The organism is Methyloversatilis sp. S146-33 (assembly GCF_059552495.1).
This window is the reverse complement of the sequence record NZ_JCANOT010000011.1, coordinates 25439-41218: the sequence shown is the minus strand read 5'-3', so window position 1 is coordinate 41218 and position 15780 is coordinate 25439. Positions and strand designations below refer to the sequence as shown.

The window sequence follows — 15780 nt, the reverse complement described above, 5'->3', positions numbered from 1 at the left end:
CAAGGGTGGCTTTTTCATTTTGCGGTCTCGCCGCGACGCCAGCTGCCGTCCGCGCCCGATTCCAGCCTGATGCACGCACCCTGCGGACAGGCGATGTCCAGCCAGTCGTTCTGCGGCAGGCCGAGCAGCCGACCGGCCATCACCCGGAGCGGACCGCCGTGCGCGACCACGACGAGGTCGCCGCTCTCCGTCGCACCCCATTCCTCCCAGGCGGCCCACGCGCGCGCCGCCATGTCTGCCGCCGATTCGCCGCCCGGGATGCGGAAGCCCCACACGTCGGCCGACCAGAGGTCGATGTCGGCGCGCGGCAGCGTGTCGTAGCGCCTCATTTCCCATTCGCCGAAATCCATCTCCTGCAGGCGGTGGTCGAAGGTCACCGTGTCCGACAGCGCCCGCGCCAGCTCGGCGCAGCGGCGCAGAGGACTGCTCAGGATCGTCACACCGACCGGCAACTCGCCACGCAGCGTCGCCGCGGCAGCGGCAACCGGCGCTGCCAGCGCCACGTCGGACCGCCCGTAACAGATGCCACGTTCCACTGCGACCGGCGGATGCCGCACCAGCCAGAGTCGGCGCGCGCTCACGGCCGCTTCAGCGCCAGCGGAAGCCCGGCGGTGACCAGCGTCACCCGCGGACAGACACGGGCCAGCGCCTGATGCAGCCGGCCGGCTTCATCGACGAACACGCGCGACAGCCGCCCCATCGGCACGACGCCGCTGCCGACCTCGTTCGATACCAGCGCGATCCGGCCGGGCAGCGTCGGCAGCGCGTCGACCAGCGCCGCGCGCTCGCGCACGAACAATCCGGGCAGCGCTGCGCCCGGCGCGTCGTCCATATCCATCAGCAGGTTGGACAACCAAAGCGTCAGGCAGTCGACGACGATGAACCGGTCTGCCGCGGCGGCTTCGCGCAGCGCTGCCGCCAGGTGCAGCGGCGCTTCGACCACCGGCCAGTGCGCCGGCCGGTTGGCGCGATGGCGCTCGATGCGCGTCGCCATCTCACCGTCGTGCGCCTGCGCCGTGACCACCACGGTGACGGCCAGACCGCTTTCGGCGGCCTGCGCTTCGGCATAGGCACTCTTGCCGCTGCGGGCGCCGCCCAGAATCAGTTCGTGCACTGCGTATCGCTCCATTACTTGCTGGCCGAAGATTGTAGGTCGGCCGCGTGGCGGGCGCTGCGCTGTCTTGACCGGCCCGGCGGCCCCCACCTATAGTTCGCCGATGGATCATGACATCAACCAGCTTGGCGACCGGCTCGACATCCTGCTCGGTCGCTTCCGCGCGCTGCATGACGAAAACATCGTCCTGCGCAACCGCGTCGCGGCGCTCGAAGGCGAGAACAAGGTGCTCGGCGACAAGGTCGCCGCAGCGCGTGAAAAGGTGAGCGGTCTGCTCGAAAGGCTGCCTCAGGAATGAGCGAATCGAATCTCGTCGAAATCACCATACTCGGCCGCGAGTATCGGGTGCAGTGCCGCGAGGGCGAACGCGATGCGCTGAACGCATCGGTCGAACTGGTCGAACGGCGCATGCGCGATCTTGCCGAGGCCACGCGTGCCTCCGGCGAGCGCCTCGCCGTCATGTGTGCGCTCAACCTGGCACACGAAATTTTTCAGATGCAGGCGACGGGCGGTGTTGATTTGGTACCGCTGCGGCGTAGAATCAACGCCATGCAGTCGCGTATCGACGAAGCGCTTTCCGCACAGGAAAAGCTCTTCTAGAGGCGGTTGCAGCAAGGTGAAAGACCTTGCGTATCAATCCCCTGCGGTGTTCGCCAAGGTCATAGATTCCTTGAACCAATGTCTCATTGGCATAAGGTCGCGAACCATGGACGCCGCTGTTGTGCGCACCTCCCGGGGATGCGCCTGATGCGGCAGGGACGCGGCCGCTCTGAACCCTCGGTTCAGGATGCCGGCCTAGCGACATGCGCGGGGGTCCCCTACAAAGCGGTACCGTAGAGTGTTGCAAGCCCGACGCCCACTACCCCGGGTACGGGCCGGTCACCAGAAGTGGCCTCCCTCCTCCGGCCGCGGCCATACAAGCCGCGGTCTTTGCTGTGTAACGCATCTGTTACACATTGCTCCGTCGTAGAGATCTGCTGCGTCAGCTTTGCTGTGCGCGGCTGTTTTGCGGCAGCGCGTCTTGAACACCCGTTCGATCTGGGAAAGACTCAGCTGCCGTTCGTCCCGTGTGTCCATACGACGCACGTGGCTCCGTCGCGGAAGCGGATGCACCCATCCATTCCTTTGTTTCCTGAGTTTTTCGGAGTTCGTATGTCCGGTATTTCCACGCTTGCCGAGCTGTTTTCCACCGGTGCCGATTCGGCAGTGGCGCTGTCCGCGCCCGCGCGCACCGATCTGAGCTTCGGCAATCTGCGCGCACTGATGACGCGCACCGTCGCACGTCTGAATGAACTGGGTGTGGGTCGCAACGACCGCGTCGCCATCGTCCTGCCGAACGGCCCGGACATGGCCAGCGCCTTCATCAGCATTGCTTCCGGTGCCACCGCTGCGCCGCTGAATCCGGGCTACCGCGCCGAGGAATTCGAGTTCTACCTGTCCGACCTGAATGCGAAGGCTCTGGTCGTCGAGCGCGGCAGCGTGTCGCCGGCGATCGAGGTGGCGAAGAAGCTGGGCGTGCGCGTGATCGATCTGGTGGCGAACGAAGCCGCCGGCGATTTCTCGCTCGAGCCGCGTGAAGCCGCGGCCGTCGCCCCGGCCGCCAACGGCGGCGCCGCGCAGGCGGACGACGTCGCACTGGTGCTCCATACCTCGGGTACGACCTCGCGTCCGAAGATCGTTCCGCTGACCCAGCGCAACGTATCCGCTTCGGCGCAGAACATCCGTGCCACGCTGGCCTTCACCGAGAAGGACCGTGGCCTGAACATCATGCCGCTGTTCCATATTCACGGCCTGATCGCCGGCATCATGGCGCCGCTGTCGGCCGGTTCGTCGGTGTTCTGCACGCCGGGCTTCGATGCCCTGAAGTTCTTCTCGCTGATGGATGAAGCACACCCGACCTGGTACACGGCGGTGCCGACCATGCATCAGGCCATCCTGTCGCGCGCTTCGCGCAACAAGGAAATCATCGAACGCAACCCGCTGCGCTTCATGCGCTCGTCGTCGTCGTCGATCCCGCCGCAGGTCATCCGCGAGCTGGAGGAGACCTTCGGCGCTCCGCTGATCGAGGCCTACGGCATGACCGAAGCGTCGCACCAGATGGCGTCCAACCCGCTGCCGCCGCGCGCCCGCAAGCCGGGTTCTGTCGGTCTGGCCGCCGGCCCGGAAGTCGAGATCATGGACGACGACGGCAACATCCTGCCGGCCGGCGAAATCGGCGAAATCGTCATCCGCGGTGCCAACGTCACGCCGGGTTACGAGAACAACGAAAAGGCCAACAAGGAAGGCTTCACCAACGGCTGGTTCCGCACCGGCGATCAGGGCAGCAAGGACGCCGAGGGCTATCTGTCGCTGACCGGCCGCCTGAAGGAAATCATCAACCGCGGCGGCGAGAAGATTTCGCCGCGCGAAGTCGACGAAGTGCTGATGGATCACCCCGCCGTGGCGCAGGTCGTCACCTTCGGCATCCCCCACCCCAAGCTGGGCGAGGAAGTGGGTGCCGTGGTCGTGCTGCGTGAGGGTCAGCAGGCCACCGACAAGGAAATCACTGCCTTCGCCGCCACGCGACTGGCCGACTTCAAGGTTCCGCGCAAGATCCTGTTCATGGATGAAATCCCCAAGGGTGCGACCGGCAAGCTGCAACGCATCGGTCTCGCCCAGAAGCTGGGTCTGGGTGGCTGAGCCATCCCCTTCCGCGCACTACCGCATCAACAATAAAGGAGACTTGCACATGACCAAACTCGGAAAGTGGGCCGGCCGCGCCCTCGTGACCGCCATCGCGACCATCGGTCTGACCGGCGCCGCGCATGCATGGGAACCGACCAAGCCGGTCGAGTTCGTCGTGCCGGCCGGTACCGGTGGCGGCGCCGACCAGATGGCCCGCTTCATCCAGGGCATCGTCGCCAAGAACAAGCTGATGGCCCAACCGCTGGTTGTCGTGAACAAGTCGGGCGGCGCAGGCGCGGAAGGTTTCCTCGAAGTGAAGGGCGCCAAGGGCGACCCGCACAAGATCATCATCACCCTGTCGAACCTGTTCACCACGCCGCTGGCGACCGGTGTCCCGTTCAACTGGCGTGACCTGACCCCGGGCGCGATGCTGGCGCTCGACCAGTTCGTGCTGTGGGTGAACGCCGATGCGCCGTACAAGACGGCCAAGGAGTACATCGACGACATCAAGGCCAAGCCCGCCAACACCTTCAAGATGGCCGGTACCGGGTCGAAGCAGGAAGACCAGATCATCACCGCGATGATCGACAAGGCGACCGGCAAGAAGATGACCTACGTGCCGTTCAAGGGCGGTGGCGACGTGGCGGTGCAACTGGTCGGCGGTCACGTCAATTCGACGGTGAACAACCCGATCGAGGCGGAAGCCCACTGGCGTGGCGGCAAGCTGCGTCCGCTGTGCATCATGGACAGTGAAAAGCTGCCGTACAACGAGAAGGTGACCGCGACCCAGGCCTGGGGCGACATCCCGACCTGCAAAAGCGCCGGCGTACCGATCGAGTACCTGATGCTGCGCGGCGTGTTCCTGGCGCCGGGTGTCACGCAGGAACAGGTCGACTTCTACGTCAATCTGTTCAAGAAGGTGCGCGAGACGCCGGAGTGGGCCGACTTCATGAAGAAGGGCGCGTTCAAGCAGACCTTCATGAGCGGCAAGGAATTTGCCGACTGGGTCGGCAAGTCGGAAGCGATGCACTACGGCCTGATGAAGGACGCAGGCTTCCTGGCCAAGTAATCAGCCTGTAGCAGTGTGCGAATACGGGCGGGTCATCCCGCCCGTATTCGTTTCGATGTGCCGCGAAGATGTTCACTTCCTGTTTTTAGTTTCTGGAGATTCATGATGGAGCGATCCGAGGACGCCGCTGAAGCCGGCATGTCCAACCGCTGGCCGGAAATCCTGGTCGCGCTCTTCCTGTTCGCCATCGGCATCATCGTGGTGAACGACAGCATCCGAGTCGGCATCGGCTGGGAAGAGGGTGAGGGCCCGCGCGCCGGCTACTTCCCCTTCTACATCGGCTGCATCCTGCTCATATCCAGCGGCTGGATCCTGTTCGGCGCACTGACACGCTTCAAGAAGGCACAGCCGCAGTTCGCGTCCTGGGTCGAGCTGAAGTCGGTGATGCAGATGCTGGTGCCGCTCACCATCTACATCGTGGCTGTCGTCTATCTCGGCATCTACGTGTCGTCGCTGGTGCTGATCGCCTTCTTCATGAAGGTGCACGGCAAGTTCGGCCTCATTGCCACCACCCTGACCGCAGTCGGCGTGCCGCTCGCAGCCTTCATGCTGTTCGAGCGCTGGTTCCTCGTGCCGCTGCCCAAAGGTCCGATCGAGCTGATGCTCGGTTTCTGACATAACGCGAAATTCCCGAGACCGAGATGGAAGAACTCAACAACCTCATGCACGGGTTCAGCGTCGCGCTGACCCTGCCCAATCTGGGCTTCATGGTGCTCGGCATCACGCTGGGCATCCTGATCGGCGTGCTGCCGGGCCTAGGCGGTGCCAACGGCATCGCCATCCTGCTGCCGCTGACCTTTTCGATGGACCAGACCTCGGCCATCATCATGCTGTCCTGCATCTACTGGGGCGCGCTGTTCGGCGGGGCGATCACGTCGATCCTGTTCAACATTCCGGGCGAACCGTGGTCGGTGGCCACCACCTTCGACGGCTTTCCGCTGGCGCAGCAGGGCCGGGCCGGTGCCGCACTGACGGCGGCGTTCACCTCGTCCTTCGTCGGCGCCTTCTTCGCCGTGCTGCTGATCACCTTCCTCGCCCCGCTGGTGGCGAAGTTCGCGCTGAAGTTCGGGGCGGCGGAAATGTTCGCGGTGCAGATGCTCACCTTCTGCTCCTTCGTCGGCATGAGCAAGGAGCCGCCGGCCAAGACGCTGGCCGTGATGGCGCTCGGCTTCGCGCTGGCGGCGGTCGGCATGGACACGGTGACCGGCACGCTGCGCATGACCTTCGGCACCACCGAACTGCTGAAGGGCTTCGACTTCCTGATCGCGGTGATCGGTCTGTTCGGCATCGGAGAAATCCTGCTGACGATGGAAGAAGGCCTGGCCTTCAAGGGCAAGAGCGCGAAGATCCAGCTCAACGTCGTGCTGCAGACCTGGAAGGAACTGCTGCGCTACTGGAAGACCTCGATCCGCTCGGTGCTGGTGGGCTGCTGGATGGGCGTCACCCCGGGTGGCGCGACGCCGGCCTCCTTCATGGCCTATGGCCTGGCCCGTCGAGGTGCCAAGGACAAGGATTCCTTCGGCAAGGGCAATATCGAAGGCGTGGTGGCGCCGGAAACCGCGGCGCACGCCGCCGGTACCTCGGCGCTGCTGCCGATGCTGACGCTGGGCATTCCCGGTTCGCCGACCGCCGCCGTGCTGCTGGGCGGCCTGCTGATCTGGGGTCTGCAGCCCGGTCCGCTGCTGTTCACCGAGAAGCCGGACTTCGTCTGGGGCCTGATCGCGTCGATGTACCTCGGCAACATCGTCGGCCTCATCGTCGTGCTGACCACGGTGCCCTGGTGGGCGGCCATCCTGCGCATCCCGTTCTCGGTGATCGGCCCGGTCATCATCGTGATCTGCGCGATCGGTGCCTACACGGTACACAGCTCCATCTTCGACGTGGTGATGATGCTGGTGTTCGGCGTGTTCGGTTACCTGTTCAAGAAGCTGCGTTACCCGCTCGCACCGCTGGTGCTTGCGCTGGTGCTCGGCGACATGGCCGAATCGAGCTTCCGCCAGTCCATGCTGCTGTCGCAGGGCAGTCTCGACATCTTCTGGGCCAACCCGCTGGTGGCCGGTCTGATGCTGCTGTCCTTCACCATGCTGCTGTGGCCCATCGTGCCGGCGCTGAAGCACTATCTGCGCGGCCGTGCGTGACATGAACTGATTCCGTCCGCCACACGACGGCGGCACGGAATGACGGCGGGCCGGTGCGCAAGCGCCGTCCCGCCGCGCCATTGAGGGAGATGAAAAGATGAAGATCGCAGTCGTTGGCGCAGGCGCCATCGGTGGTTACCTGGCGGTGAAGCTGTCGCGCGCCGGCAATGAAGTGACCTGCATCGCGCGCGGCCCCAATCTAGCCGCCATCCAGGCGAAAGGCATGTCGCTCATCCTGGAGGACGGCACCGTCGAGGACGCGCCGAACATCCGTGGCGTGCAGAAGATGAGTGATGCCGGCGTGCAGGACGTCATCCTGCTGACGCTGAAGGCGCATCAGGTGAAGGACGTGGCGGCCGACATGCGCGCGCTGTTCGGTCCGGACACCCTGGTGGTGACCATGCAGAACGGCATCCCCTGGTGGTATTTCCACAAGCTGGGCGGCGACTACGAAGGTACGCCGGTCACCTCGGTCGATCCGGACGGCATCGTTGCCGCCAATATCGAGGTCGAGCGCGTGATCGGCTCGGTCGTCTATCCGGCTTCGGAGCTGGTCGAGCCGGGCGTGATCAAGCTGATCGAGGGCAACCGTTTCACGCTGGGCGAGCTCGACGGTTCGCGTTCGCCGCGCATCGAGGCGCTGTCGCAGGCCATGATCGCCGCCGGCTTCAAGTCGCCGGTGTCGAAGGACATCCGCTCGGAAATGTGGGTGAAGCTGTGGGGCAATCTGAGCTTCAATCCGATTTCGGCGCTGACCCACGCCACGCTGGAAGACATCTGCCGCTTCCCGCTGACACGCGAACTGGCCGCCAACATGATGCGCGAGGCGCAGGCGGTCGGCGAAAAGCTGGGCGTGGAATTCAAGATCGGCCTCGACAAGCGCATCGCCGGCGCCGAAGCGGTCGGCGCCCACAAGACCTCGATGCTGCAGGACGTCGAAGCCGGTCGTCCGCTGGAGTTCGAGGCGCTGGTCGGTTCGGTGCGCGAACTGGGCCGCATCACCGGCATCCCGACGCCGAACATCGACGCGGTCTATGCGCTGGTATCGCTGCTGGCGCGCACGCTGTCGGACAAGAAGGGCAAGCTGGCCATCGCCGGCTGATCGTTGCCGACTGTAAGACACAGCGGGGCGCCTTCGGGCGCCCCGTTTTGTTTTTGCGCCACGCCACTTTTGCGGCAACGGCGCGTGCTGTGTTCAGATAGCGCCTTTTGCGCTGCACCATGATGCTGATACCGGACTTCTTCCCCAGCTTCGACTTCGTCCTCGCCTGTCTCGCGCTCGGTGCCGTTGCCGGCTTCTTCGCCGGCATGCTGGGCATCGGCGGCGGCACGTTGCTGGTGCCGATACTGGTGATGCTTTTCGAACAGCAGCAGGTGACGGCGGACCACATCCTGCATCTGGCGCTGGGCACCTCGATGGCTGCCATTGTCGTGTCCGCCTTCGTCAGCCTGCGCACCCATCACGCACATGGCGCGGTCGACTGGCCGGTGGTCCGGCTGATGACGGTGGGCGTGCTGCTCGGTACCGCGCTCGGCACCTTCATCGCGCGTCTCGTCTCGACGCAGACGCTGTCGGTGTTCTTTGCGGTATTCATCGCCTACATCGCGATCAACATGCTGGTCGGACTGAAGCCCAAGCCGTCGCGCCAGCTGCCGGGGCCGGCCGGCCTCATTGCCGTAGGGGGCGGCATCGGCACCATATCTGCGCTGGTGGCGGTCGGTGGCGGTGCGATGACGGTGCCCTTCCTGACCTGGTGCAACCGCGACATCCGCAACGCCATCGGCACCTCGGCCGCGCTGGGCCTGCCGATCGCGCTCGGCGGCACGGTCGGCTACGTCGTCAATGGCTGGGGGGTGCAGGGCATGCCGGCGCAGGTGCTGGGCTATGTGCACCTGCCGGCGCTGGCGGCCATCCTGTGCACCAGCGTGTTCACCACGCCCTGGGGTGCGCGCGCCGCTCACCGTCTGCCGGCCACCTTGCTCAAGCGTGTGTTCGCGACGCTGCTGGTCGTGCTGTGCGCGCGCATGCTGTGGAAGCTGTGGGCGGCCTGAGCCGCCACTTCACGGACGGTGGCGTGCCGCCGACAGCCGTTCGACCGCAGTCTGCTGGTCGCCTGCGCGAGCCTCTGCGCTCATCGCGGTGAAGCTCACCGTCAGTTCGCCGACGCGCAGCATGCCCTGGCGCAGCCGGGTATAGGGCTCCGGCGTGATGCTGCCGCCGGCGTCGAAATAGAAGCCGGTCGCCGTCGCCTGCAGCGGCGCCGCCGCGGCGCCCACCGTTTCGGCGGTGCGGCGGACGCGGGCGCGGATTTCGTCCGGCGTGGCCGGTGGTTTGCGGTCGGCAGCCTTCCACACCGCGGTCACCACCCACTGCGCCTGACCGTCCGGTGCGGCGACGGTCACCGTGGGCGGCATGCGCGCGTCGTGCCGGCTGATGTCCACCGCCCAGTCCTCGGGCACGTCGAATTCCAGCGTGCCGGCCTCGGCACAGGGCACGGTGACGATGCGGTCCACCGCTTCGGCGCAGGTGCCGGCCACCATCATTGCAAGGCCGAAGGCGAACAGGCGCAGCTGCATGGCAAGTCCTTCAGATCAGGAACAGGGTGGCCAGCCCGAGGAAGATGAAGAAGCCGCCGGAATCGGTCACCGCGGTGATCAGGACCGACGAGCCCACCGCCGGGTCGCGCCCGTAGCGCGCCAGCAGCATCGGTACCGATACACCGACAAAGGCGGCGAGCAGAAGGTTCAGCGTCATCGCGCCGGTCATCACCATGCCCAGCGCCCACGAATCGTACAGCCACCAGGCGAGCAGGCCGAGCAGGCCGCCCCAGACGATGCCATTGATCAGCGACACGCCCATTTCCTTGCGGTAGAGGCGACGCGCGGCCTCCGGCTGCAGCTGACCGAGCGCGATCGCGCGCACGATCATCGTGATGGTCTGATTGCCCGAGTTGCCGCCGATGCCGGCGACGATGGGCATCAGCGCAGCCAGCGCCACCAGCTTCTCGATCGAGCCTTCGAAGGCACCGATCACGCGCGAGGCGAAGAAGGCGGTGACCAGATTGATCGCCAGCCAGGCCCAGCGGTTCTTCACCGAATCCATGATCGGGGCGAAGATGTCCTCTTCCTCGCGCAGACCGGCGTGCGCCAGCAGTTCCTCTTCCGACTGTTCGCGGATGAAGTCCATCACCTCGTTCACGGTGAGCCGGCCGATCAGCTGGTCGTGGTGATCGACCACCGGCGCCGACACCAGGTCGTAACGCTCGAAGGCCTGGGCGGCTGATTCGGCGCTGTCCGAGGCGCGCAGCACCAGCGGATGGTCGTGCATCACGCTGGCCACGTCGACGTCGACGTCGTTCACCAGCAGCGTGTTCAGCGACAGCGAGCCACGCAGCTTGTCATCGCGGTCGATGACGAAGATCTGGTCGGTGTGGTCCGGCAGTTCGTCGAACAGGCGCAGGTAGCGCAGCACCACCTCCAGTGTCACGTCCTCGCGCACCGTGACCATGTCGAAATCCATCAGCGCGCCGACCGAATCCTCCGGGTAGGACATCGCCGCTCGCAGCTGTTCGCGCTCCTCGTGGTCGAGCGAGCTGAACACGTCCTGCATGACTTCGGTCGGCAGGTCGGGCGCGAGGTCGGCCAGTTCGTCGGCGTCGAGCTGTTCGACCGCGGCGACCAGCTCCTTCGGCTCCATCGCGTCGATCAGCGTTTCGCGGACCGCGTCGGACACTTCGAGCAGGATTTCGCCATCGCGCTCGGCACGCACAAGGTCCCACACCAGCAGGCGGTCGTCCGGCGGCAGCGCCTCCAGGATGTAGGCGATGTCGGCCGGGTGCATCGCGTCGAGCTTCTTGGTCAGCTCGTTGTGATGCTGCTTGGCCACCAGCGTCTCGACCAGTTCGTGACGCGGCATCTCCTGCCGATGCACCAGGCTTTCGACCCGCTTCTGGCGGTCGAGCAGCGTCCTCACCTCTTGCAGGCGCTCTTGCATCGCGTCGTGGTGAAGGATTTCGTCGGCGTCGGCCACGTGCAGCACATCCGGGTCGGGCCTGCCGGGCGGCGGGCTGGCAGGCGATTGTAGCCGCCCCCGGTTACCGGCCCGAGGCTTTTTGCCGCGATGCGACAGCGGCTGCGCGCTTTCAACGATAATCACGGGCCGTATCCCTGCCGACCCGTTTCATGAATGTTCTTTTCGAAGAGGACGGCCATTTCCGCGCCGGCTCCGTGATGACCGACAGCGTGTCCTCGCTGCAGGTCGAACTGCCGAGCGGCAAGCGCTCCAAGGTGAAGGCGGCCAACGTGCTGCTGCGTTTCGCCAGCCCCGAGCCGTCCGCGCTGCTGGCGGCAGCCGAGACGCAGGCGGCCGATCTCGACGCGCCGTTTCTGTGGGAAGTCTGTGGCGACGACGAGTTCGCCTTCGAGGAACTGGCCCGCGAATACCACGGCGCCGCGCCGGACGCGGTGCAGTCGACCGCCATCCTGCTGTGCCTGCATGCCGCCCCGATCTACTTTCATCGCAAGGGCCGCGGCCGCTTCCGCAAGGCGCCGCCGGACATCCTGAAGGCCGCGCTCGCCGGGCTGGAAAAGAAGCGGCTGCAGCAGGAGCAGATCGAGCACTGGAGCGCCGAACTGCAGGCCGGGCGCACGCCGCCCGAGATTGCCGCCTGCGCGACGCAGATCCTGTACAAGCCCGACCGCAATCGCCTCGAAACCAAGGCGGTCGAAGCCGCCGCCGCGGCTGCCGGCCTGTCAGTGGTGGCGCTGATGGCGAAGGCCGGCGCTTTTGCGTCCAGCCATGACTATCACCTCGGCCGCTTCCTCTTCGAGTACTTCCCGAAGGGCACCGATTTCCCGACGCACGAGGTGCCGCCGGTCGGTGAACTGCCGGACGCAGGCGTGCGCGCCTTCTCGATCGACGACGCCACCACGACCGAAATCGACGACGCCTTTTCGGTGCGTCCGAAAGCGGGCGGCGGCTGGCGCATTGGTATACATATTGCGGCGCCGTCGCTGGCGATACAGCCCGGCAGCGCGCTGGCCGACATCGCGCGCAGCCGTCTGTCCACCGTCTATTTCCCCGGCCGCAAGATCACCATGCTGCCGGACGAGGCGGTCGATGCCTATACGCTGGCTGCCGGGCGCGACTGTCCGGCGCTGTCGCTCTACCTCGATGTCGAGACCGACCTGCGGGTGACGGCGAAGCAGACCCGCATCGAACGCGTTGCCGTGGTCGCCAACCTGCGTCATCACGAGATCGAGCCGCTGTTCAACGACGACACGCTGACCGCCGGTGAACTGCCGGACTTCGAGTGGCGCGACGAACTGCTGCTGCTGTGGCGTCTGGCCGAAGTGCTCGAAGCCGGTCGCGGCAAGCCGTCGGCCAATGGCGGCCAGATGGATTTCAACTTCTACGTCGATTGGGAACAGACGACCGAAGACGGCGAAGGCCGCGTCGACATCCTGCGCCGTGCGCGCGGCAGCCCGCTGGACAAGCTGGTGGCCGAACTGATGATCGTCGCCAACAACACCTGGGGCGCCGATCTGCGTGACGCCGGCATTCCGGCGCTGTACCGCGCCCAGGGCGCCGGCAAGGTGCGCATGACCACGGTGGCCGCGCCGCACGAAGGTCTGGGCGTCGATTGCTACGCCTGGTCGACCTCGCCGCTGCGCCGCTATGTCGATCTGGTGAACCAGTGGCAGATGATCACGCTGCTGCGCGGCGAGCCGCCGGTGTTCCCGCCGAAATCGGAGGCGCTGCTGTCGGCGCTGCGCGACTTCGAACTGGTGTATGCCGCCTACGCCGACTTCCAGCGCGCGATGGAGCGCTACTGGTGCCTGCGCTGGCTGCGCCAGCGCGCAGCGGCTGGCGACACCTCGCCGCTGTCGGCCATCGTGCTGCGCGAATCGCTGGTGCGGCTCGAGCAGATTCCGCTGGTACTGCGCTGCCCCAGCCTGCCGGCACGCGATCCGCGTTCGCGGGTCGAGGTCGAGGTGGAGCACATCCACCTGCTCGACAACGACGCGCGCGCTCGCTGGGTCGGCGATCTGGCAGCGCTGACCGGCGCCGCCGCGGTGTCGGAGGAAGAACTGGCGGAGGAAATCGCCGAAGCCGAGCTGCCGCCGGAAACACCGCCCGCCGACGCGCCGGTGCCCGAACTGCCGGTGACTCCGCCGGAGAGCGGGGAGGCGGACTGAATGGGGTCGCAGAAAACGAAAAAGCCGGCGTGAGCCGGCTTTTTCGTGGGTGAGCGCTTGGGTCAGCGCGCCATGCGGCGGCGGGTAGCCAGCGAGATCAGGCCGAGGCCGGCCAGCATCAGCGTGTAGGTTTCGGGTTCCGGCACCGGGGCCGCAACAAAGCCTACTTCCAGCCTGCCCTGACCGACGCTGGACACCACGGCATTCGCGCTGGCGCTGAGCGTCAGTGTCAGTCCGGACACCACCAGCGACGAGAAGCTGCCGAGCGGTGCGCTGCCTCCCAGGCTGTAGTAGCCGCTGCGCGCCTGCGGGCCGCCGAGCTGTTCGGTACGGTCGAGAAGTTCGTAGAAGGGCAGCAGCGGGCTGCCGTCGATGGACACAGCGCCGGCCAGCCACGCGCCGCTCTCGCCATTGCCGATCTCGGTGTAGCCCAGATTGCCGATGAAGCCGCTGAGGTCACCGCTCAACGTGTAACCGCTGTTGGCCGTAAGGGTGAAGCTGGGCAGTGCGAACTCGATGGTGGCGTCGTTGGCGACCAGTGAAGTCGACAGTGTCCAGCCGAAGCCCAGACTTCCGCCGCTGCCGCCCGAGTTGAAGGAAATGCCGCCCAGTAACGTCGAGTTGTCGAAGGTGACCGAGTACTCGGTGAAATGTACGGTTTCGAGTGCGGCGGATGCCGGCAGTGCGAAGGCGCCCAGTGCTGCGGCGAAGACAAGAGCTTTCATTGCAATCCTCAGTCGGTATCGAAAGACGTCATCGAATTGCAATAACCGTGCCGAACTGCCGTGCATGGCATCCAGCCGCCCTTTGTGCAGCGCTGCCCGCGGGTGACGACAGGCTGATGTAAGAAGGGCCGACAGTGCTGGGTGATCAGCGCGGTGTGCCGACCGGCGGGTCGTAGCGGCGTCGCAGCGGCGGCGAACGCTTGCGCCAGATGCGCAGGAAGGACTTGAACTTCTGTCGTGGCGTCAGCGAATCGTCGGACACCGCGTCGAAGAACTCAGACAGTGCGCTCGACTTCTTCAGTGTGTAGAAGGTGAGCAGCAGCGTCGGCACGGCGACCATCAGGACGGCGCCGATCTTGCCGATCAACGTGGCGGGCGGGCCGTCGAAAATGTTCATGCCGAGGAAGCCGGTGACGATGGTGCCGACCAAACCGAAAATGGTCACCACCGTCAGGCGGAGCAGCGTTTCGTTCTGGCGACGGCTGTCGTCCGCTTCCAGGTAGTTGTCCATGTCGAGGATTTCGGCGCGCAGTTCGTTGTACAGCGCGTCGTTGCCAAGGTTGCGGGACCACATGTCGAACAGGTCCTTGGCCATCGACTGTTTCGATACTTCTCCAAACCAGTAGCGGTGGTTGAAGCGCAGGAAGATTTCCATCGTCTGGCGGATGCTGCGCTTGAAGCGACGGCGCGAGTCGGCCTCGTCTGCGTCGAGCAGGCTCACTGCGACCACCAGGCGATCCATCAGCATCAGCAGCGAAGCGCGGTGGAAGTGGGCGATCAGGCCGATCAGGAAGTACTGGTGACGGAACTCGGCCAGCAGGCCGTTCTGCGGATCGGAATAGCCGCTCAGTCCGTGCATGCCCACCATCACCATCGACGGCCCGGTGCAGATGACGCGCGTGCTCGCGTTCTCGCTGCGCCGGCCGGGCACCCAGAAGCGGTCGTAGCAGGACGTGCGTTCGAACTCCGACATCACCTCTTCCGAGTAGGGCAGCGGCCGGCCGTCGTCCGGCTGCGTCGCCTGGCCCAGCCGGACGAAGTCCTCGCGCGTCAGTGCGAACGGATCGTCGAAGGACAGGAAGGTCATCTTCGGCTGGCGGTGATATTCGAGCTGGCGGTAGCGGATGTCGCCATCGGCTTCCGAGTGGTGCAGCACCATCGGGCTGAGCAGGTATTCCCAGTGGCGGCCGATGGCCGACGCGCGGTGTTCCCACACGTGGCGGAGATAGCGCTCGCGATCGCCGTAGTCGGATTCGGCCAGCACCTGGCCGTCGCGGCCCAGCCACTGCACGCTGCGCATGCACTGTGCGGCGCGACCGTCCTCGCTCCACTTTGCAGGAAAGGCGCGGCCGAAACGGAACAGCAGTTCCTGCACGCGCGGCAGCGGCAGGTCGTCGGCATACACCTCCAGCACCAGCAGCACCACATCAACGTCATAGAAGAAATAGAGGTCGATGTGCTGCACCGTCAGGTCCAGCGTGCTGCCGTCCTCGCAACCGAGGCGGACGGCGGCGATGTCGTGCCGGCGGAACACGCGGATCGGCGATTCGCCGTAGCCGCGCAAGGTCGCGCTGGAGCGCCCCTGGCCGTAGAGGAAGCGCTGCACATGCGGCAGGAAGGTGACGAACTCGCGGTAATGGCGCTCGTGGAAGTCGGTCGGCGCGCCGGTGAATTCGTCGCGCTGTTCGCGCCACGGATTGTTTTCGGTAATCGCCGCCAGCGCCTCGGAATGCCGCTGCACCTGGTCACCGGCGCGCATCGGCATCAGCCGCAGCGGCCACATCAGGATCTGGCGGAAGTGGCGGGCAACGGGTGGGGTGGATGCACTCATGACGATGGCGCCGGTTGCGGGGTGGCCGAGTTTAGCGCCGC

15 protein-coding genes and 1 other RNA gene are annotated in these 15780 nt (G+C 65.8%); 10 read left to right on the top strand and 6 right to left on the bottom strand.

Translation table 11 applies throughout. The features are described from left to right. Positions 1-14: 14 nt before the first annotated feature. Together AC51BJ_RS01365 and cobU are read right to left on the bottom strand one after the other, a co-directional pair. Positions 15-581, bottom strand: a complete 567-nt coding sequence (locus AC51BJ_RS01365) for a histidine phosphatase family protein (protein WP_496279090.1) — start codon at positions 579-581, stop codon at positions 15-17. Next, complete coding sequence (cobU, locus tag AC51BJ_RS01360; RefSeq protein WP_496279089.1) at positions 578-1114, bottom strand: bifunctional adenosylcobinamide kinase/adenosylcobinamide-phosphate guanylyltransferase; 537 nt, start codon at positions 1112-1114, stop codon at positions 578-580. Before cobU ends, AC51BJ_RS01365 begins: the two co-directional genes overlap by 4 nt. Positions 1115-1217: 103 nt before the next feature. Here cobU and AC51BJ_RS01355 point away from each other — a divergent pair, with 103 nt between their 5' ends. The 9 genes from AC51BJ_RS01355 (at position 1218) to AC51BJ_RS01315 (ending at position 9037) form a co-directional block, all read left to right on the top strand. After that, positions 1218-1412: a hypothetical protein gene (locus AC51BJ_RS01355; RefSeq protein ID WP_008061278.1), complete on the top strand. Its 195-nt coding sequence runs from the start codon at positions 1218-1220 to the stop codon at positions 1410-1412. After that, positions 1409-1714: a cell division protein ZapA gene (locus tag AC51BJ_RS01350; RefSeq protein WP_019915533.1), complete on the top strand. Its 306-nt coding sequence runs from the start codon at positions 1409-1411 to the stop codon at positions 1712-1714. The genes AC51BJ_RS01355 and AC51BJ_RS01350 overlap by 4 nt, the downstream gene beginning before the upstream one ends. A 35-nt stretch (positions 1715-1749) precedes the next feature. Next, a non-coding RNA gene (gene ssrS, locus AC51BJ_RS01345) (6S RNA) lies at positions 1750-1932 on the top strand. 334 nt (positions 1933-2266) lie between these two features. Beyond that, a complete protein-coding gene (locus tag AC51BJ_RS01340) occupies positions 2267-3793 on the top strand; it encodes an acyl--CoA ligase (RefSeq protein WP_419543336.1) in 1527 nt (508 codons plus the stop codon). Between the two features lie 49 nt (positions 3794-3842). Beyond that, complete coding sequence (locus tag AC51BJ_RS01335; RefSeq protein WP_430432656.1) at positions 3843-4847, top strand: Bug family tripartite tricarboxylate transporter substrate binding protein; 1005 nt, start codon at positions 3843-3845, stop codon at positions 4845-4847. 102 nt (positions 4848-4949) lie between these two features. Further along, positions 4950-5462 carry a tripartite tricarboxylate transporter TctB family protein gene (locus AC51BJ_RS01330; protein ID WP_019915529.1) on the top strand — a complete coding sequence of 171 codons (513 nt, stop codon included), beginning with the start codon at positions 4950-4952 and terminating at the stop codon, positions 5460-5462. A 26-nt stretch (positions 5463-5488) separates the two neighbouring features. Continuing rightward, positions 5489-6985 (top strand): tripartite tricarboxylate transporter permease, encoded by a 1497-nt coding sequence (locus AC51BJ_RS01325; protein ID WP_020163217.1) that lies wholly within the window; start codon positions 5489-5491, stop codon positions 6983-6985. A gap of 97 nt (positions 6986-7082) precedes the next feature. Beyond that, positions 7083-8087: a 2-dehydropantoate 2-reductase gene (locus AC51BJ_RS01320; protein WP_304028344.1), complete on the top strand. Its 1005-nt coding sequence runs from the start codon at positions 7083-7085 to the stop codon at positions 8085-8087. Positions 8088-8206: 119 nt separating this feature from the next. Continuing rightward, the gene (locus AC51BJ_RS01315) at positions 8207-9037 is read left to right on the top strand and encodes a sulfite exporter TauE/SafE family protein (RefSeq protein ID WP_496279088.1); all 831 of its coding nucleotides are present in this window, start codon (positions 8207-8209) and stop codon (positions 9035-9037) included. A gap of 9 nt (positions 9038-9046) precedes the next feature. On the opposite strand, the gene AC51BJ_RS01310 is transcribed toward AC51BJ_RS01315, so the two are convergent. Further along, positions 9047-9562, bottom strand: a complete 516-nt coding sequence (locus tag AC51BJ_RS01310) for a hypothetical protein (RefSeq protein ID WP_496279087.1) — start codon at positions 9560-9562, stop codon at positions 9047-9049. 10 nt (positions 9563-9572) lie between these two features. Further along, positions 9573-11015: a magnesium transporter gene (gene mgtE, locus AC51BJ_RS01305; RefSeq protein ID WP_024300664.1), complete on the bottom strand. Its 1443-nt coding sequence runs from the start codon at positions 11013-11015 to the stop codon at positions 9573-9575. A gap of 152 nt (positions 11016-11167) precedes the next feature. Between mgtE and AC51BJ_RS01300 the strand changes: the two genes are divergently transcribed. Beyond that, positions 11168-13183, top strand: coding sequence for a ribonuclease catalytic domain-containing protein (locus tag AC51BJ_RS01300; protein WP_496279086.1), 2016 nt, complete (start codon positions 11168-11170; stop codon positions 13181-13183). A gap of 62 nt (positions 13184-13245) precedes the next feature. Here the strand turns inward: AC51BJ_RS01300 and AC51BJ_RS01295 are convergent, their stop codons facing one another. Then, on the bottom strand, positions 13246-13908 hold the full coding sequence (locus AC51BJ_RS01295) for a PEP-CTERM sorting domain-containing protein (protein WP_496279085.1): 663 nt from the start codon (positions 13906-13908) through the stop codon (positions 13246-13248). A 145-nt stretch (positions 13909-14053) separates the two neighbouring features. Next, positions 14054-15691, bottom strand: coding sequence for a CorA family divalent cation transporter (locus AC51BJ_RS01290; RefSeq protein WP_430435585.1), 1638 nt, complete (start codon positions 15689-15691; stop codon positions 14054-14056). Between the last annotated feature and the right edge of the window lie 89 nt (positions 15692-15780).